Origin of the sequence: Litoreibacter ponti, assembly GCF_003054285.1 — a bacterium.
Classification (GTDB): Bacteria; Pseudomonadota; Alphaproteobacteria; order Rhodobacterales; family Rhodobacteraceae; genus Litoreibacter; species Litoreibacter ponti.
In genome coordinates, this window is record NZ_QBKS01000001.1 from 1,635,553 (window position 1) to 1,656,945 (window position 21,393).

General features: G+C 65.1%; 17 protein-coding genes. 5 read left to right on the forward strand and 12 right to left on the reverse strand.

Going from position 1 to position 21,393, the window contains the following annotated elements; all coding sequences use genetic code 11:
* Positions 1–13 precede the first annotated feature (13 nt).
* The 3 genes from atpA to C8N43_RS08265 form a co-directional block, all read right to left on the reverse strand.
* The gene (gene atpA / locus C8N43_RS08255; RefSeq protein WP_107845142.1) at positions 14–1,549 is read right to left on the reverse strand and encodes a F0F1 ATP synthase subunit alpha; all 1,536 of its coding nucleotides are present in this window, start codon (positions 1,547–1,549) and stop codon (positions 14–16) included.
* On the reverse strand, positions 1,550–2,110 hold the full coding sequence (locus tag C8N43_RS08260; protein WP_107846295.1) for a F0F1 ATP synthase subunit delta: 561 nt from the start codon (positions 2,108–2,110) through the stop codon (positions 1,550–1,552).
* Between the two features lie 261 nt (positions 2,111–2,371).
* Positions 2,372–3,136, reverse strand: coding sequence for a methyltransferase domain-containing protein (locus tag C8N43_RS08265; RefSeq protein WP_107846296.1), 765 nt, complete (start codon positions 3,134–3,136; stop codon positions 2,372–2,374).
* A 254-nt stretch (positions 3,137–3,390) separates the two neighbouring features.
* Here C8N43_RS08265 and clpA point away from each other — a divergent pair, with 254 nt between their 5' ends.
* Both clpA and C8N43_RS08275 read left to right on the forward strand, forming a co-directional pair.
* The gene (gene clpA, locus C8N43_RS08270) at positions 3,391–5,724 is read left to right on the forward strand and encodes an ATP-dependent Clp protease ATP-binding subunit ClpA (protein ID WP_107845143.1); all 2,334 of its coding nucleotides are present in this window, start codon (positions 3,391–3,393) and stop codon (positions 5,722–5,724) included.
* Between the two features lie 23 nt (positions 5,725–5,747).
* Positions 5,748–6,692 (forward strand): M23 family metallopeptidase, encoded by a 945-nt coding sequence (locus C8N43_RS08275; RefSeq protein WP_245912948.1) that lies wholly within the window; start codon positions 5,748–5,750, stop codon positions 6,690–6,692.
* Here the strand turns inward: C8N43_RS08275 and C8N43_RS08280 are convergent.
* The 3 genes from C8N43_RS08280 to C8N43_RS08290 form a co-directional block, all read right to left on the reverse strand.
* The gene (locus C8N43_RS08280) at positions 6,679–8,595 is read right to left on the reverse strand and encodes a peptidoglycan -binding protein (RefSeq protein ID WP_107845145.1); all 1,917 of its coding nucleotides are present in this window, start codon (positions 8,593–8,595) and stop codon (positions 6,679–6,681) included. The genes C8N43_RS08275 and C8N43_RS08280 overlap by 14 nt on opposite strands.
* 3 nt (positions 8,596–8,598) lie before the next feature.
* Entirely contained in the window at positions 8,599–9,822 is a 1,224-nt protein-coding gene (locus C8N43_RS08285; RefSeq protein ID WP_107845146.1) for a biopolymer transporter ExbB, read from the reverse strand.
* An 81-nt stretch (positions 9,823–9,903) separates the two neighbouring features.
* Complete coding sequence (locus tag C8N43_RS08290) at positions 9,904–10,440, reverse strand: gamma-glutamylcyclotransferase (RefSeq protein ID WP_107845147.1); 537 nt, start codon at positions 10,438–10,440, stop codon at positions 9,904–9,906.
* A gap of 66 nt (positions 10,441–10,506) precedes the next feature.
* On the opposite strand from C8N43_RS08290, the gene C8N43_RS08295 reads away from it, so the two are divergent.
* Positions 10,507–11,508: a DUF2125 domain-containing protein gene (locus C8N43_RS08295; protein WP_107845148.1), complete on the forward strand. Its 1,002-nt coding sequence runs from the start codon at positions 10,507–10,509 to the stop codon at positions 11,506–11,508.
* Between the two features lie 70 nt (positions 11,509–11,578).
* Here the strand turns inward: C8N43_RS08295 and C8N43_RS08300 are convergent, their stop codons facing one another.
* The 4 genes from C8N43_RS08300 to C8N43_RS08315 form a co-directional block, all read right to left on the reverse strand.
* Entirely contained in the window at positions 11,579–12,394 is an 816-nt protein-coding gene (locus C8N43_RS08300) for an extensin-like domain-containing protein (protein ID WP_107845149.1), read from the reverse strand.
* On the reverse strand, positions 12,391–13,305 hold the full coding sequence (locus tag C8N43_RS08305; protein WP_107845150.1) for a prephenate/arogenate dehydrogenase family protein: 915 nt from the start codon (positions 13,303–13,305) through the stop codon (positions 12,391–12,393). Before C8N43_RS08305 ends, C8N43_RS08300 begins: the two co-directional genes overlap by 4 nt.
* Entirely contained in the window at positions 13,305–14,348 is a 1,044-nt protein-coding gene (gene hisC / locus C8N43_RS08310) for a histidinol-phosphate transaminase (protein ID WP_245912950.1), read from the reverse strand. The genes C8N43_RS08305 and hisC overlap by 1 nt, the downstream gene beginning before the upstream one ends.
* A 134-nt stretch (positions 14,349–14,482) precedes the next feature.
* On the reverse strand, positions 14,483–16,660 hold the full coding sequence (locus C8N43_RS08315) for a primosomal protein N' (RefSeq protein WP_107845151.1): 2,178 nt from the start codon (positions 16,658–16,660) through the stop codon (positions 14,483–14,485).
* 96 nt (positions 16,661–16,756) lie between these two features.
* On the opposite strand from C8N43_RS08315, the gene fsa reads away from it, so the two are divergent.
* The gene (gene fsa, locus C8N43_RS08320) at positions 16,757–17,410 is read left to right on the forward strand and encodes a fructose-6-phosphate aldolase (RefSeq protein WP_107845152.1); all 654 of its coding nucleotides are present in this window, start codon (positions 16,757–16,759) and stop codon (positions 17,408–17,410) included.
* A 53-nt stretch (positions 17,411–17,463) separates the two neighbouring features.
* Complete coding sequence (locus tag C8N43_RS08325) at positions 17,464–18,411, forward strand: DMT family transporter (RefSeq protein WP_107845153.1); 948 nt, start codon at positions 17,464–17,466, stop codon at positions 18,409–18,411.
* Here C8N43_RS08325 and C8N43_RS08330 read toward each other — a convergent pair.
* Both C8N43_RS08330 and C8N43_RS08335 read right to left on the reverse strand, forming a co-directional pair.
* Complete coding sequence (locus C8N43_RS08330) at positions 18,402–19,382, reverse strand: DUF1835 domain-containing protein (protein ID WP_158269944.1); 981 nt, start codon at positions 19,380–19,382, stop codon at positions 18,402–18,404. The two genes, C8N43_RS08325 and C8N43_RS08330, sit on opposite strands and share 10 nt — an antisense overlap.
* Positions 19,383–19,467: 85 nt before the next feature.
* Positions 19,468–21,348, reverse strand: coding sequence for a PhoX family protein (locus C8N43_RS08335; protein ID WP_107845155.1), 1,881 nt, complete (start codon positions 21,346–21,348; stop codon positions 19,468–19,470).
* Between the last annotated feature and the right edge of the window lie 45 nt (positions 21,349–21,393).

Here is a 21,393-nt window from a genome sequence, read left to right on the forward strand (position 1 = left end):
GCCTCTGCCTCCCTTACGCGAAGTCTTTGGCGAATGCGTCGATAGCAGCCTTGATCTTGTCCTCTGCCTCGCCCTTCACCTTGGGGTCTTCCTTGGTGATGAAGTCCAGCACGTCGGACGCCTTGCCGCGCAGATGCGCCAGCAGGCCCTTTTCGAACCGGCCCACATCGCCCACGGGCAGCTTGTCCAGGTAGCCTTTGGTGCCTGCGTAGATCACGCAGACGATCTCGGCGTTGGTCAGCGGCGCATATTGCGGCTGCTTCATCAGCTCGGTCAGGCGGGCACCACGGTTCAGCAGCTGCTGGGTGGCAGCATCCAGATCAGAGCCGAACTGCGCAAAGGCCGCCATTTCGCGGTACTGCGCCAGCTCCAGCTTCACCGGGCCTGCGACCGATTTCATCGAGTTGGTCTGGGCAGACGAGCCCACACGCGACACTGACAGACCGGTGTTCACGGCGGGGCGGATGCCCTGGTAGAACAGCTCGGTTTCGAGGAAGATCTGGCCGTCGGTGATCGAGATCACGTTGGTCGGAATAAAGGCCGACACGTCGCCGCCCTGGGTTTCGATAATCGGCAGCGCGGTCAGCGAGCCGGAGCCGTTGTCCTCATTGAGCTTGCAGGAGCGCTCCAGCAGGCGGGAGTGCAGGTAGAACACGTCGCCGGGATAGGCTTCACGCCCGGGCGGGCGACGCAGCAACAGCGACATCTGACGATACGACACGGCCTGCTTGGACAGGTCATCATACACAATCAGCGCATGGCGGCCGTTGTCGCGGAAATACTCGGCCATGGCGGTCGCGGCGTAGGGTGCCAGGAACTGCATCGGTGCCGGGTCGGACGCGGTAGCGGCCACGACGATCGAGTACTCGATCGCGCCGGTCTCTTCGAGCTTTTTCACCAGCTGCGCCACGGTGGAGCGCTTCTGGCCGATGGCGACGTAGACACAGTAGAGCTTGCCGCTCTCGTCGGTGGCCGCATCGTTGTAGGATTTCTGGTTCAGGATCGCGTCCAGCGCCACGGCGGTCTTGCCGGTCTGACGGTCACCAATGACCAGCTCGCGCTGACCACGGCCGATCGGGATCATCGAGTCCACGGCCTTCAGGCCGGTCGCCATCGGCTCGTGCACCGATTTACGCGGGATGATGCCCGGGGCTTTGACGTCGGCCACGCGGCGCTCGGTCGCCTCGATCGGGCCCTTGCCGTCCAGCGGGTTGCCCAGACCGTCGACAACGCGGCCCAGCAGGGCGTCGCCCGCGGGCACGTCCACGATGGAGTTGGTGCGCTTGACGGTGTCGCCTTCCTTGATGTCGCGGTCGGAGCCGAAGATCACGACGCCCACGTTGTCATTCTCGAGGTTCAGGGCCATGCCCTGGATGCCGCCGGGGAATTCGACCATCTCGCCGGCCTGGCAGTTGTCGAGGCCGTACACCCGGGCGATCCCGTCGCCCACGCTCAGCACCCGGCCAACCTCGGCCACTTCAACTTCTTTGCCGAAGTTCTTGATCTGGTCCTTCAGGATCGCAGAGATTTCTGCAGCTTCGATAGCCATTTACCCGACCTCTTTCATGGAATTCTGGAGGGAGGAGAGCTTCGAGCGGATCGACGTGTCGATCATCTTGGAGCCCACCTTAACGATAAGGCCGCCGATGAGGCTTTCATCTACGGCCATGTTGATTTTCACATCCTTGCCGACGCTGGCTTTCAGCGACTTGGCAAGCTTGTCCTGTTGCGCCTTGGTCAGGGCCTTGGCGGCGGTGACATCCGCGGTAACCTCGCCTTTCTCGTCGGCGATCAGCCCGCGCAGCGCGCCCAAGAGCTGCGGCAGCACGAAGAGGCGGCGCTTGTTGGCCATCAGCGACAAGGTGTTGGCGATGGTCGGCGTCAGCTTCATCTTGTCGGCGATCGCCTCGATGGCGCCGGCCTGCTGCTCGCGCGAATACAGCGGCGAGGAAATCAGGTCACGGAAATCCGCGCTGTCCTTCAGCGCGGCATCCAACGTGTCGACGTCGGCCTCGAGCTGTTTGAGTTTCTTGTCCTCTTTGGACAATTCGAACACGGCAGTCGCGTAGCGCGCAGCGATGCCTTGGGAGATCGAGACTGGTTCGGACACGTCCACCCTTCCGGTTGTAGGCTGAGCCCGACGCCTCGGTGGCGCGGATCAGCTTTGCCGTTGCAAGTAAGGGCCGCGTACCCGCAGCCCTCAAAATCAGCGGTGATGTAGCAAAGCGATCACCCCACCGCAACTAGGAAGCAGATAATAGTGCGCCTGGGTCGCAGCCCTTCTTTTTATGGAAAACTGCCCGCTCTGCGACAATCTGTGCGACTTTCACGCGACAAAATGCGCGCAGCGGGGGGACAAAACCTGCGCGAGTCACCTCTGGGGGCTGGCATCGCGCCCCGCCACTGGCTTGGGCCGCGCGCCCTCCAGGACCCGCAAAGGCGCGCGCACATCCACGCCCAAACCCTTCTTCTTGGGCGCATAAACCTGCTTGCTGGCCTCCACCATCAGCACGCCCCCCGCAAGGTAGGACGAGACCCGCCGCCCGAAGCCCTCGAAGGTGTTGGCCCATTTCAGCCAGACCTTGCGCTGGCTGGGCGGCGTGAACAGAACCGCCGCGTGCCGCTCCGGCGTGAACGAGTGGCGCTTGAGCTGCGCCTCCAGCTGGGTCAGCGAATAGGGCCGCCCGTAGCCAAAGGGTGTCACGTCGCGCCGCGCCCACAGGCCCGCGCGGTTGGGCACCACGAACATCACCCGCCCCCCGGGGCCCAGCACGCGAAAACACTCGTCCAGCAGGGCGGATGGATTCTCGGATGTCTCGAGCCCGTGCATAAGCACAAGCTTGTCCACTTGACCGGTCTGAAGCGGCCAGATCGTCTCTTCGCACAGCACCGACATGTTGTCCTGTCCGGCGGGCCAGTGCATGACGCCCTGGGGACCCGGCATCAGGGCTACCACCCGGCGCGCGTCCCCTATGAAGGGGCGCAGCAGCGGCGCGGCGAAGCCATAGCCTGCCACCGTCTGCCCCTTGGAGTTGGGCCAAAGGTCACGTAGCTGATCGCGCACCGCGCGCTGCGCCACCCGGCCCAGGCCGGTGCGGTAGTAGAACTTCTTGAGATCCTGGACATCGAGATGCATGGCGCGCCCCTTGCGGCTTGGCCCCCAGATAGCCATGCCGGGCCTCCCTTGCAAAGGGGGCCATGCGGCTTACCTGAAAGTTAACGGGTCGGCGGCGATATTGCCCAAACCTGAAGCATTTCCGTCAGATCACGGCAAATGTGACAAGAAAAGACTTGAAGCCAGCCGATTTAAACCGAACTGTAAGACCTAAGAGGCAATGGTAGAGACCGGGACCTCGACCCGGGTCTGCCCTCGATAAAAAGGAGCATAGGGTGCCGTCATTCTCTGACACTCTCGAAAAAGCAATTCATTCCGCGCTGGCGCAGGCGAATTCCCATCGCCATGAGCTCGCCACGCTGGAGCACCTCCTGCTCGCCCTGACCGACGAGCCGGACGCCGCCAAAGTCATGCAGGCCTGCGGCGTCGATCTGGAAGTGCTGCGCACCACGCTGCGCGAGTTCATCGAAGATGAGCTGTCCACGTTGGTCACCGATGTCGAAGGATCGGAGGCGGTTCCGACCGCCGCGTTCCAGCGCGTCATCCAGCGCGCCGCGATCCACGTTCAATCCTCCGGCCGCACCGAGGTGACGGGCGCCAATGTACTGGTCGCCATCTTCGCCGAGCGTGAAAGCAACGCCGCCTTCTTCCTGCAAGAGCAGGACATGACCCGCTACGACGCGGTCAACTTTATCGCCCACGGCGTGGCCAAGGATTCGTCCTTCGGCGAAGCGCGCCCGATCACCGGCGCCTCCGAGTTCGAAGAAAGCACCAGCGGCGAGAACACGACCGAGGAAGGTGAGGCCAAGGAAAGCGCGCTTGATAAATACTGCGTCGACCTGAACGCCAAATCGGCCAAGGGCGACGTCGACCCGCTGATCGGGCGCTCCGACGAGGTTGAGCGCTGCATTCAGGTGCTGTGCCGCCGCCGCAAGAACAACCCGCTTCTGGTGGGCGATCCCGGCGTGGGCAAGACCGCCATCGCCGAAGGTCTCGCCCACAAGATCGTCGCGGGCGAGACGCCCGACGTTCTGGCCGGTGCCACGATCTTCTCGCTCGACATGGGCGCGCTTCTTGCAGGCACGCGCTATCGCGGCGATTTCGAAGAGCGCCTGAAAGCCGTTATGACCGAGATGGAAGAGCATCCCGATGCGGTGCTGTTCATTGACGAGATTCACACCGTGATCGGTGCCGGTGCGACCTCTGGCGGCGCGATGGATGCGTCGAACCTTCTGAAGCCCGCGCTTCAAGGCGGCAAGCTGCGCTGCATGGGCTCGACCACCTACAAGGAGTTCCGCCAGCATTTCGAAAAGGACCGCGCGCTGAGCCGCCGGTTCCAGAAGATCGACGTCAACGAGCCGTCGGTGGATGACGCCGTGAAGATCCTCAAGGGCCTGAAGCCCTATTTCGAGGAGCATCACGACATCAAGTACACCTCCGACGCGATCAAATCCGCCGTCGAGCTGTCCGCGCGCTACATCCATGACCGCAAGCTGCCCGACAAGGCCATCGACGTGATCGACGAGGCCGGCGCGGCGCAGCATCTGGTCGCCGAAAGCAAGCGGCGCAAAACCATCGGCGCCAAGGAGATCGAGACGGTCGTGGCCAAGATCGCCCGCATTCCGCCGAAAAACGTCTCCAAGGACGATGCGGAGGTGCTCAAGGACCTCGAGAAGGCGCTCAAGCGCGTGGTGTTCGGCCAGGACAGCGCTATCGAGGCCTTGTCCTCGGCCATCAAGCTGGCCCGCGCCGGACTGCGCGAGCCCGAGAAGCCCATTGGCAACTACCTGTTCGCAGGCCCTACCGGGGTCGGCAAAACGGAAGTCGCCAAGCAGTTGGCGTCCACCCTGGGCGTGGAGCTGCTGCGCTTCGACATGTCGGAATACATGGAAAAGCACGCGGTCTCTCGCCTGATCGGCGCGCCCCCGGGCTATGTCGGCTTCGATCAGGGCGGCATGCTGACCGATCAGGTCGACCAGCATCCGCACTGCGTGCTGCTGCTCGACGAGATGGAAAAGGCACACCCGGACGTCTACAACATCCTGCTGCAGGTGATGGATAACGGCAAGCTGACCGACCATAACGGCCGCACCGTCGACTTCCGCAACGTGATCTTGATCATGACGTCGAACGCGGGCGCGATGGAGATGTCCAAATCGGCCATCGGCTTTGGCCGTGACCGCCGCGAGGGCGAGGATACGGCAGCAATTGAACGCACGTTCACGCCGGAATTCCGCAACCGCCTGGACGCCGTGATCAGCTTTGCGCCGCTGAGCAAGAAGATCATCACGCGCGTGGTCGAAAAGTTCGTACTTCAGCTTGAGGCGCAGCTCATGGATCGCAACGTGACGTTCGAGCTGACCCCTGCCGCCGCCGAGTGGTTGGGCGAGAAGGGCTATGACGACAAAATGGGCGCGCGCCCGCTGGGCCGCGTGATCCAGGAGCAGATCAAGAAGCCTCTGGCGGAAGAACTGCTGTTCGGCAAGCTCGCCAAGGGCGGTGTGGTCAAGGTTGGCGTCAAGAAGGGCGAGATCCATCTTACCATTCTGGAACCCGAGGCCGCGCAAATCACGTCGAAGAAAAAGCCGCCGCTGCTGACCGCGGACTAATGCGGCGGGCCCTGCAGGCCATAATGATCAGCGCCTTCGCGAGCCCCGTGCTTGCGGAGGCGCCATCGTTTCAGCTGCCGATAGATTGCGAGCTGGGCGAGACCTGTTTCATCCAGAACTACGTCGACACCGATCCCTCCGCCGCGCATCGCGATTTCACCTGCGGCCCGCTTAGCTATGACGGGCACAAAGGTACCGACGTGCGGCTGATCTCTTTGGCGGATATGGAGGCGGGCGTCGCTGTGCTCGCCGCCGCAGCGGGCACTGTGACCGCCACCCGGGACGGCATGGCCGACATCGCCTCCACCGCGCCGAACGCCCCCGATCTTGAGGGGCGCGATTGCGGCAACGGGCTGGTCATAGACCACGGCGACGGCTGGGAGACCCAGTATTGCCACATGAAGAACGGCTCACTGTCGGTCAGCAACGGCGAAAAGGTCGCCGCCGGCGCGACGCTGGGCGAGGTGGGCCTGAGCGGGCGCACCGAGTTTCCGCATATCCACATGTCGATCCGGCGCGCCGGAAAGGTCGTCGACCCCTTCGCGCCGGAACCGCGCGCTGCCTGCGGACCTTCCGATGACAGCCTCTGGGCCGACACGCCGGAGTATGTCGGCGGCGGGCTGATGCAGGCGGGCTTTGCCAGCGACATCCCCGAATTCGACGCGATCAAGGCCGGGCTTGCGAGCCCTCCGACCCTGCCCGCAGACGCGGGCGCCCTCGTGATGTGGGGCTTCGCCTTCGGCACGCAAGAGGGCGACAGAATGCGGTTTCGCATCGACGGGCCCATGGGCTGGAGCCACGAGCAGGAGGTCGAGTTTGACAAATCCCAGGCCCAGCTGTTCCGCGCCTCTGGCCGCCGCAAGCCGCCCGAAGGCTGGGCATCGGGCAGCTACAAGGGGCGCATCACGCTGATGCGCGGCGATGCAGTCTTGGGCGAAGAGGTGCTGAGCGTCACTATCGCTCGGTGAGTTTCAGCTCGATCCGGCGGTTCTGCGCCCGCGCCTCAGGCGTGTCGGCGGGATTGATGGGCTGATATTCCCCGAAACCGTTGGCCGCCAGCCGCTCCGGCGGCACGCCAAGGCTTTCCGACATGAAGCGCACCACCGACAGGGCGCGGGCCTGGCTCAGCTCCCAATTGTCGGCGAATTCGCCGCGCCCCGAGAGCGGCAGATTGTCGGTGTGCCCGTCCACCCGGATGACCCAATCAAGCGTCTCCGGAATGTCGCCCGCAACCTGGTTCAGCAATGCCGCGACCTTGGCGATTTCCTGACGCCCTTCGGGTGACAGCTCCGCTTGGGCGGGCTGGAACAGCACCTCGGACGAGAACACGAAGCGGTCGCCCTCGATGCGGATGCCTTCCTGATCGCCCAGCAGCGCGCGCAGCTGGCCAAAAAACTCGGAGCGGTAGTTCTTCAACTCCGCCGCTTCCGCTTCAAGGCGCAGCCGCTCGGCTTCTTCCAGACGTGCCCGCGCGCGCTGCTCGGACGCCACTTGCGCCAGTGCCGCGTTCAGCTCCGTCCCGAGGTTTTGCACCTCGACATTGGCCGCCTCGCGCCGCGCGTCGGTGTCGTCGAGAATGGCCTGCAGCGAGCCGAGTTGCGTGCGCAGCGCCGCCACCTGTTGATTCAACGCCTCCACCTGCCGCTGGCTCTCAACGTTCAGCGCGCGCTCCTCGCTGAGTTCCGCCCGCGCGGTCTGCAGCAGGATTGCGCGTTGTTCGGCGGCGCTCAAGGCCTCCTCACCCTGCGCATCCGCCGCGGCCTTGGCTGCGAGCGCCGCGATCAGTTGCTGGCGCAGGGCGTCGCGCTCGGCCTCGGTTTGCTGCAGGGTCTCACCCGTTGTCTCACGCGCGGCGAGCGCCGCTTCCAGCCGCTCGCGCAGGGCGCGCTCCGCGGCGCTGGCCTCTTCCAGATTGGCGCTGGTCCGGGTCTGTGCCGCCAGCGCGGCGGCGAGCTGTTCGTCCAGTGTCAGCGTCTGATCGCGCGATGCCGCCAATTCTTCGCGCAAGCTCTCCTGCGCCGCCCGCGCAGCGGCCAGCAGGGTCAGCGTCTCTTCAGCCTCCTTGCGCTGTGCCTCCAGGCTCAGCGTCATCGCGGTCAGCTCGGCATCGGCATTTTGCAATCGTTCGCGCAGCGCTTCCGCGGCGGCGGCATCCACCAATCGGGCGGCCTCCGCCGCGCTGATGGCCTCGGCCTGCTCGGCGTTTTTGGCCTCCGCTGCGCTGATCGCCTCGGCCTGCTCGGTATTTTTGGCCTCCAGATCAGCCACGAGGGCCCGCAACGCCTCACTGCGCGCGGCCGCCAGACGGGCGGCTTCCTGCGTCTCGTCGATTTCGTCGCGGGCCGATGCCAGGGCCAATTGCGCCGCCTCCTTTTCGGAGATTTCGCGCGCGAGCCCGGCCTCGATATCCTCGATCCGGGCGGTCAGACCGGCGACCTGTTCCTGCGAGCTTTCCAAATCGCCCGAAAGCGCGGCGAGCTGTCCACGCAGCCCTTCGCGGTCGCGCAAGAGCCCCGCGACCTGTTCCTCGAAACTGGCGATCCGGCCCGCCTGGGCGTCATTTTGCGCGCTCAGCGAGGCGATGAGCGAGGCCTGCGCGGTGGTCTCGGTGTTCAGCGCCTCGACTTGCTCTTCCAGCCCGAAATTGCGCTGCTGCTCCAGCCCCAGTGCCTCGGCCAGCGACAGAACCTGCCCCGACAGCTCGTCCAGCTCGCTGTCCTGCGACGCGATGGTCTCGCCCAGCATGAATTGCACGATCATGAAGATCGACAGCACGAAGACCAGCACCAGCAACAGCGCCGTCATCGCGTCGACGAAACCGGGCCAGATATTGGCCTCGAAACGCTTGCCGGTGCGACGGCTCAGGGCCATGGTCTAGCCCTCCTGATCCCGGTCGGTGGCGGGGCGACGGGTGGGCGTGAGCGGGCGTCGCTCCCGGGTCAGCTGGCGCACGGCCTGCGTCACCTGCGCGAGGTCCTTGTGCAGCTGGGCGAGGCTTTCTTGCCGGCCCGCCGACATTTCTTCGAGGATCTTCAGGAGCTGCACATCGATCGAGCGAAGGCGCATCCGGCTTTCGGCGTCGATACCGTCACTGTCCGCGCGCTCGGCCAGCTGTTCCAGCAATAGCTCCTGCCCGTCGGCGACCCGATTGAGCGCATCCGTGGGGTCCAGCGTGGTATCAAGCCGCCCGGTCAGCTGCTGCACGCTGTCGGTCAGCGCATCTAACTTCTCGCCCGTCCCGGCCCGGGCCACTTCGCCCTGCATGAACAGCCCCTGCAGGCTGTCGATCTGCTCGACCATATGGTCGAGCACGGTCGCGACGACCCCTTGATCGAACGCGCCGCCCCCTTCGCCATCGCCGGACGAGAAGCCCACGCGCGTGATCGTCGACAGCCACTCCTCCATCTCGCGGTAGAAGCGGTTCTGCCCGTGTCCGGCAAAGAGCTCCAGCAAGCCCACCACGAGCGAGCCGGCGAGCCCCAGAAGCGACGACGCGAACGCCGTGCCCATGCCCGCCAGTTGGTCTTCCAGCCCGTCCATCAGCTGGCCAAAGACCTGCGCGCCGCTTTCGCCCTCTTCGACGTTCAGCGATCGGATCGTGTCGACCACCCCGGGGATGGTCGTGGCAAGTCCGTAGAACGTGCCGAGAAGGCCAAGGAAAATCAACAGGTTGACGATGTAGCGCGTGATATCGCGGGCCTCGTCCATACGGGTTGCGACCGAGTCGAGGATCGTGCGCGCCGAGCCGGAGCTGATCTGCATCCGCGCCCCCCGCGAGCGCAGCAGGGCCGCCAGCGAGGCCAAAAGGCGCGGCGCCCGGAACTCGTCGTGATCGGCCCGCTCGGAGGTGTAGCTTTCGATCCACGACACCGACGAGATCAGCTGCAGCACCTGCCAGAAACAGGCCAGCACCCCGAAGACGAAGACCGCCATGATCACCCCATTGAGGAAGGGCGAGGCGAGGAAAACCGGCGCGACGGCGGGGTAGATCAGATAGGCCCCGAAGACCACCAGCCCAAGGATGATCAGCATCAGCACGATCTGGCGCACCGGCTGGGTGAACTGCTGCGCGCGCGCCTGCGCCGTCTGGGTGTCCATGAAGAGGGCCTCTGCTTAGCTCGGTCTTCTTTTTGATTGCGCCAGAGCTTACGGCCAAGGCCCAAGTTTTTAAAGCGGAAACTAACTCGTGAGTTCGCGCACCCGGGCGACGAGCCAATCCATATCCGCGTCCTCGATCCCGAAGGCTTCGAGCTGCGCATACGTGTTGTAGAGATACTCGGTGTTCGGCCCGCGCCCGCCCACGGCCTGCGCGATCACCTGCGCCTGACGCTCCAGCTCCATCCCGCCGCAATACTGCACGTGATCGCGCTGGATGACGTAGCACAGCCCCGGCACCCGCCGCCCGTCGCGCAGGTCCAGATCATGGGTCTGCTCGACATAGGCCGCGGAGATCAGCTCGCGCTCGCGCAGGTAGGCCAGCACCGCGTCACGCTCGGCGTCATGCACCCGCATCGCCACGCCCTCGCAATGGGTGTCGGCCTCATCGAGCGCCAGCACCAGGCCCGGCTCCTGCTCGGAGCCGCGGTGATGGATCGACCACATGCAAAACGACCGGTGGAAGCCGCCCAGCCGCGCCAGCACCTGCTCGGCCGGGTCAAACCCGGGGTTCCACATCAGCGATCCGTAGCCGAAGACCCACAAGGGCGTATCGCTCATCCGTCTGGTCCTTCCTCGTTTGCGCCTGTAAACAGCATCGCGGCCCGCTGGAAAAGGACAAAACCCATGCGCAAATTGCTGATCGTTGTCGTCGTCGCCGCCACGGCCTGGGCGGGGTACTGGGTGTTCGGGGCCAGCGCATCGCAGCGCGCCACCGAGACCTGGCTGGAGAACCGCCGCGCCGAGGGCTGGCAGGTCGAATATGCCGACCTGTCCGTGCGCGGCTTCCCCAATCGCTTCGACACCACGATCACCGATTTGCAGCTCACCGACCCGGACACCGGGCTCAGCTGGCAGGCGCCCTTCTTCCAGTTCTTCGCGCTCAGCTACCAGCCCAACCACCTGATCGCGGTCTGGCCAAACGAACAGGTGCTCGCCACGCCCTTCCAGAAGGTCACCGTGACCAGCTCCACGATGGAGGCTTCGCTGAAGGTGCAGCCCTCCGCCCAACTGGAGCTTGCACAGGCCACAATGGTGGTAGAGGGGCTGAATCTGGTCTCGACCGAAGGCTGGCAGGCCAGCGCCGATGTGCTGAACGCCGCGATCCGGGAAACCGTGGGCAAACCCATGACCTATGACATCGCTGTGCGGGCCGACACGGTCTCGCCGGGCGCGCGGGTTCGGGACCTGCTCGACGCCGGGGGCACCCTGCCCGACGTGATCGAGGGCCTGCGACTGGACACGGAGGTGGGCTTCGCCCGCCCGCTCGATCTGCGCGTGATCGAGGACAGCCGCCCCGACATCACCGCCCTGAACATCAAGCAGGCCCGCGGCACGTGGGGCGAGCTGGAGCTGCGCGCCGCAGGCGCTTTGGATGTCGACGACGCGGGCCAGCCCACGGGTGAGATCGATATCAACGCGCGCAACTGGCGCGAGATGCTCGCACTTGCCGCCCGCGCCGGTGCGATCCCGCCAGAGGCTGTGGGCACCGCAGAGCTTGGGCTGGGCCTGCTGGCGCGGCTTTCGGGCAATGAAAACTCGCTCGACGCCCCCTTGGGCTTTCGCGACGGGCGCATCTTCCTAGGCCCCGTGCCTATTGGCACCGCCCCGCGTCTGAACCTGCGCTGACCTAATCAAGCCGCGCAGCACCAGACTTCATTGCTCGAAAAGCTTTCCCGCCGCAGGCTCCGACGCTCGCCTAGCGGCAATACGGCCCGGACCGGTAGCGCGCGGTGTCAAAGTGGAAATGATCCTGATGGTAGCGGTCGGCATTCGGGCCCAGCACGGTGCCAAACGGACCGCAGGCCGCCTTGTGCATTTGCTTCAGGGCAGGCCCGTTCTTGCGACTGCGCCAGCCTTTTAAGACCGTCATTTGCGAGCCGTCATTGAGGTTGATCGCCGCAATATCCACCGCGCGCCCCTTGCCATGCTCGGAGATGCGCCCACCGCGCTTGTTGTTGCGCGTCCGGCAGTTGTAATGCGCCACGACCTTGAGCGATTTCACCCCGCCGCCGCGCTTGCCAACCGCGGGCTTCACGCCCTTCTCCACCCATGATTTCAATGCCTTGGCGGTGTTGCAATCAACCCGCGCGTGCTGGGTCAGCGTCACGCCGGACACCTCGGTCACCTTGACGCCATGGTCCAGTCCGCATCCGCGCAGCTTGCCGGGAATGCGGCTGATCTTCTCGCCGCGGATCAGCGGATCGCCGCAGACAGAGCCCTGCAGGCCCTTCGCGACCCTCTTCGAGCCTTTCTCGGTCTTCGATTGCGGCTTGGCCTGAAACGCCTGCCGCAGCTGCTTGCCGAACGTGTTGCCCCGCGCTCTGGGTGCTGTCCCGCTCCGCTCCACGGGGCGCAGGGACCGTCCGGGCGCCAATTGAGACGCGGGCGTCACGGGAACAGCGCTCACGGGCGCTGCCGCGATAGGCTCCCGTGGCACCGGCCGGATGGACGTCGCCGTGTTGGCCTGCGCAGCCCCCGCCGCCAGCATCACGATCAGCGCCCACACCCTCATGGCTTGTTGCGCCCGAAGTTCGGGGAGTCGGTGTCTTGGCCCGCCTCGATGATCCCGCGCCGGATGGCGCGCGTGCGGGTGAAGTAGTCATGCAGATGCGCCCCGTCGCCGGTGCGAATGGCGCGCTGCAGCGCGAACAGCTCCTCGGTGAACCGACCCAGAATCTCCAGCGTGGCTTCCTTGTTGGACAGGAACACGTCGCGCCACATGGTCGGATCAGACGCCGCGATCCGCGTGAAATCCCGGAAGCCCGCGGCGGAGTATTTGACCACCTCGCTGTCGGTCACCCGGCCCAGATCATCGGCCACGCCCACCATCGTGTAGGCGATCAAGTGCGGCGTGTGCGACGTCACCGCAAGCACAAGATCGTGGTGGTCGGCGTCCATCTCGTCGACATTGGACCCGAGCGCCTCCCAATAGGCGCGGTATTTCGCAAGCTCGCTCTCATCCGTGCCCGGCAGGGGCGTGAGTAGGCACCAGCGATTGTCAAACAGCTCCGCAAAGCCAGACCGCGGCCCCGATTGTTCGGTGCCTGCCAGCGGGTGGGATGGGATGAAATGCACACCGCTGGGCATATGCGGCGAGACGGCGGCGATCACCGCCCCCTTGGTCGACCCCACGTCAGAGACGACCGCTCCCGGCTTCAGCCGCGGCGCGATCTCGCGCGCGACCTGCTCCATTGCGCCCACCGGCACGCACAGGAGCACCAGATCGGCGTCCTCCACCGCGTCGCCCGCGCTGTCGGCGATCCGGTCACACAGCCCGATCTCGCGGGCCACCGCACGGGTCTCCTCCGAGCGGGCAAAGCCCACCATCTCGCCCACAAGCCCCGCACGGCGGGAGGCATAAAACAGCGATCCCGCGATCAGCCCCAGCCCGATCACTGCCACCCGGTCATACATCACCGCCATCACAGCACCTCCTTGATGGCCGCGATGACCCGCTTGCAATCGGTCTCTGATCCCACGGTGATGCGCAGCGCCTCGGGCAGGCCGTAGCCTGCCACCATGCGCACGATCAGGCCCTTGGATTTCAGATGCGCATCGACCGCTTCCGCCTGAGCCGCATCCGCAAAACGCGGCAGCACGAAATTGGCCTGCATCGCGTCACACGGCACGCCCATGGTACGCAGCTGCGCCTCCATCCAGTCCCGCATCCGCGCGTTCTCGACCCGGCACCATTCGGTGTAGCCTACGTCACGCACGGCCGCCTCGGCCGCGCTCAGCGCGGGCACCGACAGGTTGAACGGCCCGCGCAGGCGGTTCAGCACATCGACGATCTCCTGCGGGCCGTAGCCCCAGCCGATGCGCAGACCGCCAAGCCCGTAAATCTTGGAGAATGTGCGGGTCATGAAGACATTCTCGCGCGCATCAATCAGCGCACGACCGCCATCAAATCCTTCGACGTATTCGGCATAGGCCCCGTCGAGCACCAGCAGGCAGTTCTCCGGCAAACCGTCGGCCAGCCGCGCGACTTCGTCTTCGGCGATCATCGTGCCGGTCGGGTTGTTCGGGTTCGCGATGAACACCAGCCGCGTCGCAGGCGTGACGGCGGCCAAAAGCGCATCCACATCCGCGTAGCGCTCGGTCTCCGGCGCGATCACCGGCGTGGCACCCGCGGCCAAAGCGCTGATCTTGTACATCGAGAAGCCGTGCTCGGTATACAGCACCTCGTCGCCAGGCCCCGCAAAGGCGTAGCACAAAAGCGAGATCACCTCGTCCGAGCCGACCCCGCAGATGATCCGCTCCGGGTCCATGTCGTGAACCTCGCCAATCGCCTCCCGCAGGGACAGCTGATCGGTGGACGGGTAGACATGCAAGGCGCCCGCGCTCTGGCGGAACGCATCGAGCGCGCGCTTGGACGGCCCGTGGGGGTTCTCGTTCGAGGACAGCTTGACCACCTCCGACACACCCTCGATCGAGGCCGCCCCGGATTGGTACAACTTGATATCCATTATGCCCGGCTGCGGCGTGATACCCATGGTCAACATCCCCAAAATTCCGCCCGTTTTAACCCGCGCGGGGCGCGGAAGAAAAGGCGCAAACGCCCTGTTTCATTTTGGCAGAACTATTCCCTGCGGAGGGTCGCTCAAAAGAAGCTCTGCGGGTCGATATCGATCTGCAGGCGCAAATCGCCCTTCAGCCGCACCGGCCTGATCCATTCCGCCAGCGCGTTCTGCAAGGCCACCCCTTTCGGCGCTTTCACCAGCAACCTGACCCGGTGGCGTCCGCGGATACGCGCAATCGGTGCGGGCGCAGGGCCGTAAACCTGCGCGCCGACCCGGCGCAGGGCCGCATCATTGCGCGCCAGCGCGTTGCCCAGATCAAACACCGGCCCCACCTCCGGCCCCGACAACACGACACCCGCCATGCGCCCATAGGGCGGCATGCCGGCCTGTTCGCGCTCCGCCGCCTCCGCCTTCCAGAACGCCTCCTCGTCGCCGTCGAGAATGGCGCGGATTACGGGGTGTTCCGGCTGGAAGGTCTGCATCAGCGCCAGCCCCGGCTTCTCCGCCCGCCCGGCGCGGCCCGCCACCTGGCGCATCAACTGGAACGTGCGCTCGGCCGCGCGCAGGTCCGATCCCTGCAGGCCCAGATCGGCATCGATCACCCCCACCAGCGTCAAGAGCGGGAAGTTATGCCCCTTGGCCACCAGCTGCGTGCCGATGATGATATCCGCGCCGCCCTCGGCAATCGTCTCGATATGCGCCTTCAGCTCCCGAGACGTGCCATAAAGGTCCGACGACAGCACGACGACGCGGGCGTCCGGGAACAGCTCCGACAGCTCTTCGCCCATACGTTCGACCCCCGGCCCGATGGGGGCAAGCCGGTCTTCGGCCTCGCAATTCGGACAGGCGGTCGGTATCGGCTTCGTCTCGCCGCATTGGTGGCACATCAGCCGCTTCAGAAACCGGTGTTCGACCAGCCGCGCGTCGCAATGCTCACAAGCAATCTGAAAGCCGCAGGCTCGGCAGAGCGTCACCGGCGCGTAGCCCCGGCGGTTGAGGAACACCAGCGACTGCTCGCCCCGCTCGATCCGCTTGGCGATCTCGCCCTGTAGGGTGGGTGAAACCCACCGCGCCCCCGGCAGATCTTCGGAGCGCATGTCAATCGCGCGCATCTCCGGCAGCACCGCGTCGCCGAAGCGCGAAGTCAACTCGACACGTTTGTACTTTCCGGCTTCCGCATTGGCCCAGCTCTCCAGCGACGGCGTGGCCGAGGCCAGCACGACGCGGGCCGAACACAGCGACGCGCGCAGAACCGCCATGTCCCGCGCGTTGTACATCACGCCGTCTTCCTGCTTGTAGGACGTATCGTGTTCCTCATCGACGACGATCAGGCCAAGGTCGCGGTACGGCAGGAACAGCGCAGAGCGCGCGCCCACCACCAGCTGCGCGCCGCCTTCGGACACCATGCGCCAGACCCGGCGGCGCTCGGTCATGGTCACGCCCGAATGCCATTCGGCGGGCTTCGCGCCGAACCGCGCTTCGACCCGGGTCAGGAACTCGGACGTCAGCGCGATCTCCGGCAGCAGCACCAGCGCCTGCCGCCCCCGGCGCAGGCAATCTGCGACTGCTTCCAGATACACTTCCGTCTTGCCCGAGCCGGTCACGCCCTTCAGCAGCGTTGTCGCGTAGCCCTCGCCCGCCAACGCCACGACGGCCCGCTGCTGATCGTCGGTCAGCGCCTTGCCCGGCAGGTCCGGGTCCAGCGGCGCGAAGGGCAGATCGCGGGGGCTGTCTTCCTCCCGCACGGCACCTTGGGCCACCAGACCTTTGACCACGGACGATCCCACGCCCGCTTGCTCGGCCAGTTCTTTCAACGTGAAAGACAGCCCGCCGAACTCCTCCAGAACCGCCAGCACCTTCTCGCGGGCGGGGGTCATGCGGTCCACCTCGCCCGATCCCATTCGGTAAATCTTGCGCATCGCGGGCGGGTCGCCCAACCCGGGCGATCGGGTTGCCAGCCGCAGCATCGCGCTGAGCGGCGTCAGCGTGTAGGCGCCCGCGCGGGTCAGGAACTCGACCATTTCCTCGCGCATGGGGGCCGCATCCAGCACCCGGATGACGGAGCGCACCTTGGCGTAGTCCCAATCCCCGCGCCCCGGCCCCCAGACCACGCCCAGCACCTTGCGCGGGCCCAGCGGCACCTCGACAAACGCGCCCGGAAAGCACCCGCCCTCGGGGGCCTTGTAGTCCAGCACCCGGTCGAGCGGCTGCGTGGTCAGCACGCCCACCAATTCGCCTTCCTGGAAAAACCCGTCCACGGCCCGTTCTTCTCCGCCTTCAATTGCCCCTCGGCAGGACTTGGGGTAAGCCTCTGCCAGAGCCGATCATAGCCCCAGCCGAAAGGGACCACACCCATGAAATTCTTCGTAGACACCGCAGAGATTGACGAGATCAAGGAACTCAACGACCTGGGCATGGTTGACGGGGTCACCACGAACCCTTCGCTGATCGCGAAGTCCGGCCGCGACATCCTCGAGGTCACCAAGGAGATCTGCGATATCGTCTCCGGACCCGTCTCAGCCGAAGTCGTGTCCCTCACCTCCGACGACATGATCGCCGAGGGCCGCAAGCTTGCCAAGATCGCCGACAACATCGCCGTCAAGGTACCGCTGACCTGGGACGGGCTGAAGGCCTGCAAGGTGCTGTCCGACGAGGGCAACATGGTCAACGTGACGCTGTGCTTCTCCGCCAATCAGGCGCTGATCGCGGCCAAGGCGGGCGCGACGTTCATTTCGCCCTTCATCGGGCGGCTCGACGATATCAACATGGACGGGATGGAGCTGATCGCCGACATCCGCGAGATCTACGACAATTACGACTTCAAGACCGAGATCCTCGCCGCCTCGATCCGCACGGTGAACCACATCACCGAGAGCGCCCGCATCGGGGCCGACGTGATCACCGCGCCGCCGGGCGTGATCAAGAAACTGGCCGATCACCCGTTGACCGACAAGGGGCTGGATGGCTTCATGAAAGATGTCGAGAAGGCGGGCATCAAGATCCTCTAGGCCGCGCGACGCCATCGCTGGACGCTGCGCCGACAAAGGCCTAGCGTCCGGCCATGAAGCTCTCCCCCGCCACGCTCGGGCCGCTCTTTGCCGCCATTGCCGTGACGTTGTTCTCGCTGAATGACGTGACGATGAAATACCTGTCGGGCGATTACGCGCTGCATCAGATCGTGCTGATCCGCTCGCTGGTCGGCATCTCGGTCGTGCTGCTGTTCATGATGCCTTTCCAAGGCGGGCCGGCGAGCCTCAAGACACGACGGTTGGGCGCGCAGATGGTGCGCGCGGGCATGGTGTTCTTCGCCAATATCACGTTCTTTCTGGGCCTCGCCGCGCTGCCGCTGGCCGATGCGGTGGCGCTGTTTTTCGTCTCGCCTTTCCTGATCACGATCTTTTCGGTGATCTTTCTGGGCGAGGCGGTCGGGCCCCGTCGCTGGGCCGCCGTCGCGGTCGGAATGGCGGGCGTGCTTATCATCCTGCGCCCGGGCACAGAGGCGTTCCAGCCCGCCTCGCTCCTGCTTATCGCGGCCGCGTTCGGCTACGCGGGCCTGCACGTCATGACCCGCTACCTGCGCGACACCGAAACCGCGGTATCGATGGTGTTCTATATTCAGGTGATGTTCATCGCCGCCACGCTGTTGCTCGGGTTGATCATGGGCGACGGCAAATTCGCGGGCTCGGACAATGCGTCGCTCGACTTTCTGTTCCGCCCGTGGGTCGTGCCGACCGCGAGCGATCTGCCATTCATCATGGTGCTCGGGTTTTTCGCCTCTGTGGGCGGCTGGTTCATCAGCCAGGCCTACCGGCTGGGCGAGGCCGCGCTGGTCGCGCCGTTCGAATACCTGGCCCTGCCGCTGTCCATCGCGTTCGGCATCGCGTTTTTCGACGAATGGCCCGATGCGGTCGCCTGGGCCGGGATCGCGCTGATCCTCGGCTCGGGGCTCTACACCGTGTGGCGGGAGAACCAGCTGTCGAAGCGGCAAAGCCCCAAGCGTCAGGGCTGACGCAGGACCAGCTTGTCCGTGTCCCACACCCACATCGGTTGGCCGGATTTCAAGTGCACCCCGCCGAGCCACATGTCTCGGTCCATCACGGCAAATGCATCGCGCGCGCCGTCCAGCACCGCGCGCCCCAATTCCGTCAGCGCAAATTTCTGCGAAATGAATTGCTCCCGTCGATCGGGAGTTGGCGGGTGCCAGAACGGCGCAGGAGAGCAATCGAGCAGACCCGCCTTGTTCAGTTGTGCGAGCGTCGAGAAGCTGCGCCAATCGCCGATGAACAAATGAGTCTCGTGATCCATGTTCTGCCGGAACAGCCCGGAGGGATCGTTCACGCCTTCCGCCACCAGCGACAGCATCTGATGCTCAGTGCGGCTCAGCCCCGTCTCGGCCCACGGGAATTCTTGCAGATGGCGCTGCAGAGCCGGACGCAGAAAGGGCAGCGCGCCTAGATCACCCTCAAGGAAGCTCAGCAAATCGCGTGGATCATCAGCCCGGAACGCCGCCCACCCGGCTCTTGCCACCGCGAACACGTCCGCAGTGACCGGCTCGCGAGACGGCCAAAGGGAGCCAAGCTGCTCTGGTGTCAGCTGCCCCAATCCGCGAAACGGTGCGACCCCTTCGAAGCGGTCGATGCAGATCATCTCCAAAGCCGGCAGGTCTTGGTCCGCCAGCTCATCCAAAATCTGCAAAAGCTGCACCTGATCCAGAAGATCATGCTCGAACCACAAGACCACGCGGTCATAGGCGGACGCGTTCCGCAACTGCGCGTCACGCGCGCGGAATGCCGCGACATCCGCTGGGCCACCAAGATACAGCGCCCGCACCTCGCTCGACGCGTCCAGATCCAATCCCGCCGGGCACGGCCCGTGATGCATCGGGTCCCGCCACGGCAGTACGTCGCCCGCGAAACCCGCCGCTTTGATCAGCCCGGCAGCCCCGTCGCCATTGGTGATATGCAAACTGCGCTCGGTCATGGGCGCAGCTTCCCGCAGACCAAACCAAATGAAAAGGGGCCGCCCCCGAAGGCGCGGCCCCATCCTGGCTCATTGGAAATGACGCCTAGCCCACCAGCGCGCCATCGTCGCGCTTGACGGCAATCACGCTCGACCGGGCCAGCTTGCCCTCGCCATCGGGGAACGGCGCCGCCGGGTGCTGGATGCCCACAAACATCGTGCGCTTGTCCGCGGACCAGGTCAGCCCGGTCACCTCGGACCCGTTCGGGCCCGTCAGGAAGCGCTCGATCTGGCCCGTCACGGGATCGCCAGCCAGCATCTGGTTGTTGCCCATCCCTTCGAACTCGCCCTCGTTGTCATCGTCGCCATCGGTCTGGATCCACAAAAGCCCGGTGCTGTCGAACATCATCCCGTCGGGCGAATTGAACAGGTTGCCCTCGTTGATGTTGTCAGAGCCCGCGTAAAGCCCCTCGGCCACCTTCGGGTTGCCCGCCATGACGTAAAGGTCCCAGTCGAACGTGTCGGACGCGTGGTTATCATCGGCCGGGAACCAGCGGACGATCTGGCCGTAATTGTTGGCCTCCCGCGGGTTCGGGCCATTGACCGAGGTGTCATCGCCGCCCGCATTGGGCTTGATCCCGCGGTTCTTGTTGTTGGTCAGCGCGGCGTAGCCTTCGACAGAAACCGGGTTCACGGCGACCCATTCCGGGCGGTCCATGGTGGTCGCGCCCACTTTCGAGGCCGCAATGCGGGTCATGATCGCGATCTCCGGCGTGGACATGCCAGTCGCCTCCGGCGTCAGGGCCACCCATTGGCCGGTGCCATCGTCGCTGAACTTGGCGACATAAAGCTGGCCCGCGTCCAACAGGGCCGAGGTCTCGCCGCCAGGTGTGTAAATGCCCTCGGAGACGAATTTGTACAGGAACTCGCCCCGCTCATCGTCACCCATATAGACCACGACGCGGCCATCGGGGGCCAGGGCGCAGGCGGCGTTCTCGTGCTTGAAGCGGCCAAGGGCCGTGTGCTTGATCGGCATGCTGTCGGGCTTGGACGGGTCGATCTCGACAATGTAGCCAAAGCGATAAGGCTCATTGGGGTTCTTGGCGAGATCGTAGCGCGCATCGAACTTCTCGTAGGCGTAGCGGCTCTCGGCGTCGATGCCGTAGCGCGCGAAATCCTCGGGCAGGGCCACCGCCTCGTCCGTCGAGCCGAAGTAGCCGTTAAAGTTCTCCTCCCAGGTCAGGTAGGTGCCCCACGGGGTCTTGCCCGCGCCGCAATTGTTCATCGTGCCCAGCACCGTGGTCCCATCAGGGTCAAGCGGGGTTTTCAGCAGATCGTGGCCCGCGGCAGGGCCCGCGATCTGCATCGGCGTGTTGTGATGGATGCGGCGGTTGTAGGGGCTGTCCTTGACGATGAACCAACCGCTGTCGCTTTCGGCCACTTCCATCACCGTGACGCCCTGCAGGTTCTGCAGCTTGCGCACGTCCTCGGCGGAGGTGGGCGTGCCACCTTCGTTGTTGGGCAGATTGGTCTTGGTGTTCACATATTCATGGTTGACCGCGATCAGCTGGCGGCCGTCCACCACGAAGGCCTCCATCCCGTCGGTATTCTCGCCAAACACCTTGTCGCTGTCGGCGAAGGCGCCGCCGACCGCGTGGTCAAATTCCGCCACGCCCGAGAACAGCGGCTCACCCCATTTGGCGACCGGATGCCAGCTGTAGCCTTCCGGCACGTGCACGGTGAAATCGGTCTGGATCGGGATCGGCGTGAAGCCAAAGCGCGAGCTTGCCGCCTGCGCGGTCGAGCCCATCAGCCCGGCGGTGCCCATTACGGCCGCGCCAGAGCCAAAAGCCACCAGCCCCGACAGGAAGCCGCGGCGCGACAGGGCGCGTTCCACAACGGCGTCAAACTGGGTTTCTTCGGGGCGCGGGGAGTGCAGCTCGTCCCAGTCGTCCCAGGACAGATCAGTCGTGTCGATATCTTTCATGGCAGCTTCCTCAATTGGGTAAAACTCAAGGTGATAGACGACGCA

Excerpts from the sequence above, each read along its gene's own strand:
- atpA (WP_107845142.1), bottom strand. The coding sequence starts at position 1,549 with ATGGCTATCGAAGCTGCAGAAATCTCTGCGATCCTGAAGGACCAGATC.
- C8N43_RS08265 (WP_107846296.1), bottom strand. The coding sequence starts at position 3,136 with ATGCATCTCGATGTCCAGGATCTCAAGAAGTTCTACTACCGCACCGGC.
- C8N43_RS08275 (WP_245912948.1), top strand. The coding sequence starts at position 5,748 with ATGATCAGCGCCTTCGCGAGCCCCGTGCTTGCGGAGGCGCCATCGTTT.
- C8N43_RS08280 (WP_107845145.1), bottom strand. The coding sequence starts at position 8,595 with ATGGCCCTGAGCCGTCGCACCGGCAAGCGTTTCGAGGCCAATATCTGG.
- C8N43_RS08285 (WP_107845146.1), bottom strand. The coding sequence starts at position 9,822 with ATGGACACCCAGACGGCGCAGGCGCGCGCGCAGCAGTTCACCCAGCCG.
- C8N43_RS08290 (WP_107845147.1), bottom strand. The coding sequence starts at position 10,440 with ATGAGCGATACGCCCTTGTGGGTCTTCGGCTACGGATCGCTGATGTGG.
- C8N43_RS08295 (WP_107845148.1), top strand. The coding sequence starts at position 10,507 with ATGCGCAAATTGCTGATCGTTGTCGTCGTCGCCGCCACGGCCTGGGCG.
- C8N43_RS08300 (WP_107845149.1), bottom strand. The coding sequence starts at position 12,394 with ATGAGGGTGTGGGCGCTGATCGTGATGCTGGCGGCGGGGGCTGCGCAG.
- C8N43_RS08305 (WP_107845150.1), bottom strand. The coding sequence starts at position 13,305 with ATGGCGGTGATGTATGACCGGGTGGCAGTGATCGGGCTGGGGCTGATC.
- hisC (WP_245912950.1), bottom strand. The coding sequence starts at position 14,348 with ATGGATATCAAGTTGTACCAATCCGGGGCGGCCTCGATCGAGGGTGTG.
- fsa (WP_107845152.1), top strand. The coding sequence starts at position 16,757 with ATGAAATTCTTCGTAGACACCGCAGAGATTGACGAGATCAAGGAACTC.
- C8N43_RS08325 (WP_107845153.1), top strand. The coding sequence starts at position 17,464 with ATGAAGCTCTCCCCCGCCACGCTCGGGCCGCTCTTTGCCGCCATTGCC.
- C8N43_RS08330 (WP_158269944.1), bottom strand. The coding sequence starts at position 19,382 with ATGACCGAGCGCAGTTTGCATATCACCAATGGCGACGGGGCTGCCGGG.
- C8N43_RS08335 (WP_107845155.1), bottom strand. The coding sequence starts at position 21,348 with ATGAAAGATATCGACACGACTGATCTGTCCTGGGACGACTGGGACGAG.